This window comes from Bacillus sp. P4_D3 (genome assembly GCF_056401855.1).
The window spans coordinates 1-1,578 of the sequence record NZ_JBFUIN010000703.1; the positions used below are offsets into that span (position 1 = coordinate 1).

Annotated in this window: 2 protein-coding genes; one reads left to right on the forward strand and one right to left on the reverse strand. The window is 32.6% G+C overall.

Features of this window, described 5'->3' with window-relative positions; genetic code table 11:
* A partial coding sequence (locus AC1DTM_RS25765; RefSeq protein ID WP_477001217.1) for a DMT family transporter occupies positions 1-781 on the reverse strand: 781 nt, incomplete at its 3' end.
* Positions 782-905: 124 nt separating this feature from the next.
* Between AC1DTM_RS25765 and AC1DTM_RS25770 the strand changes: the two genes are divergently transcribed.
* Positions 906-1,578: aminotransferase class I/II-fold pyridoxal phosphate-dependent enzyme (locus AC1DTM_RS25770; protein ID WP_477001218.1), on the forward strand; the 673-nt coding region annotated here is incomplete at its 3' end.

Sequence of the window (1,578 nt, forward strand, 5' to 3'; positions counted from 1 at the left end):
GTGTAGATAAGTTGCTAAAAACACTTATTTTAGCTGCTTCAATATAAGATAATGAATAGTTTAATAACAATGCTGTCAGTAAGGAAGATAGTAATCCTAAATATAAAATGGAGATAAGGAATGTTCCATTCGTAAATGGCTTAAAGTATACAGTTATTGTACCTTTGTTCATATGGTCAATGATTGCGATGAAATTAAAACCAATAAAACCGATTGCTGTCATTGTGTATGTTAAATCCATCAGCTTGAATTTCTTTGTCATTTTTCGAGCTAATACATTGTAGCAAGCAGATGATAATGCCGATAATAAAATGAGAATAACACCGATAAAGCTCGTTTCATGAGCCCCTATACCATTCATAACAAATATATAAATGACACCTATGACAGAAATACATACTGATGTTTTTTGCCATGTATTCGTATATTCTTTTAAAAAATAGGAAGCTAGTATCATCGTAAATATAGGGATCGCTGCTTGTATAATTCCAGCTTCAGATGAACTTGTATATACTAAGCCAAATGCTTGGAAAGCAAAGAACAATGCTGGATAAAATATTGCGAGTGGTAAAAGTGTAAGTATGTTTTTAAATGATATATTTAACTTTACAAAACCGAAAATAACCGGAATGGTTGCTGCTATGAAGGCAACTGTAAAACGGTGAGCCAGAGTATCAAGAGGACTCGTAATGGTTAGTGCTAGTTTCACAAACATAAATGAAAACCCAATAATAAATGAATAGAGTAATGCTGATATATATGCTTTTGTTGTATTTGTCATAATTCCACCTCATAGTAGTTGATTTCTTACTGGCCAGTATAAGTACATAGTAATCCTTCTGATCTAGTGCTACAATGTGAACAAATACAAACTGTACCGGTACAAAAAAATAGGAGGTGTAATGATGTATAAATATTTACATGTTTTGAACGACTTAGAAAGTATGATTCAAAATGGTGAGATAAAAGAAGGAAAGAAATTACCGTCTATACGGTCGCTTGTTACACAATGTGAATGTAATAAGGCGACTGTAATACGAGCGCTGCATGAATTGGAAAAGCGTCATATTATTTATTCTGTACCTCAAAGTGGATACTACGTTGTTAAGAAATCTGGAAGTTACGTAGAAAGTAACGAGATTATTGATTTCGCTTCTTCGGCCCCAGATCCAGATGTTTTTCCATACTTAGATTTTCAGCATTGCATTAATAAAGCGATTGATACATATAAAAATGATTTGTTTGTATACGGAACACCGAAGGGTTTACCATCATTAATTCCAGTCATTCAAAAACAACTGGCAAACTATCAAGTCTTCACAAAAGAAGAAAATATTTTTATAACGTCAGGTGTGCAGCAGGCGCTTGCAATACTAACTTCTATACCATTTCCGAATGAAAACGAAACGATATTAATTGAACAGCCAACATATCATTTATATATTGAATATCTAGAAATAAATAAAATTCCTGTAATCGGCATTAAACGTACGAATGAAGGCATCGACTTGAATGAATTAGAACGTATATTTCGAACAGGAAAAATAAAATTCTTTTATACGATACCGAGATATCATC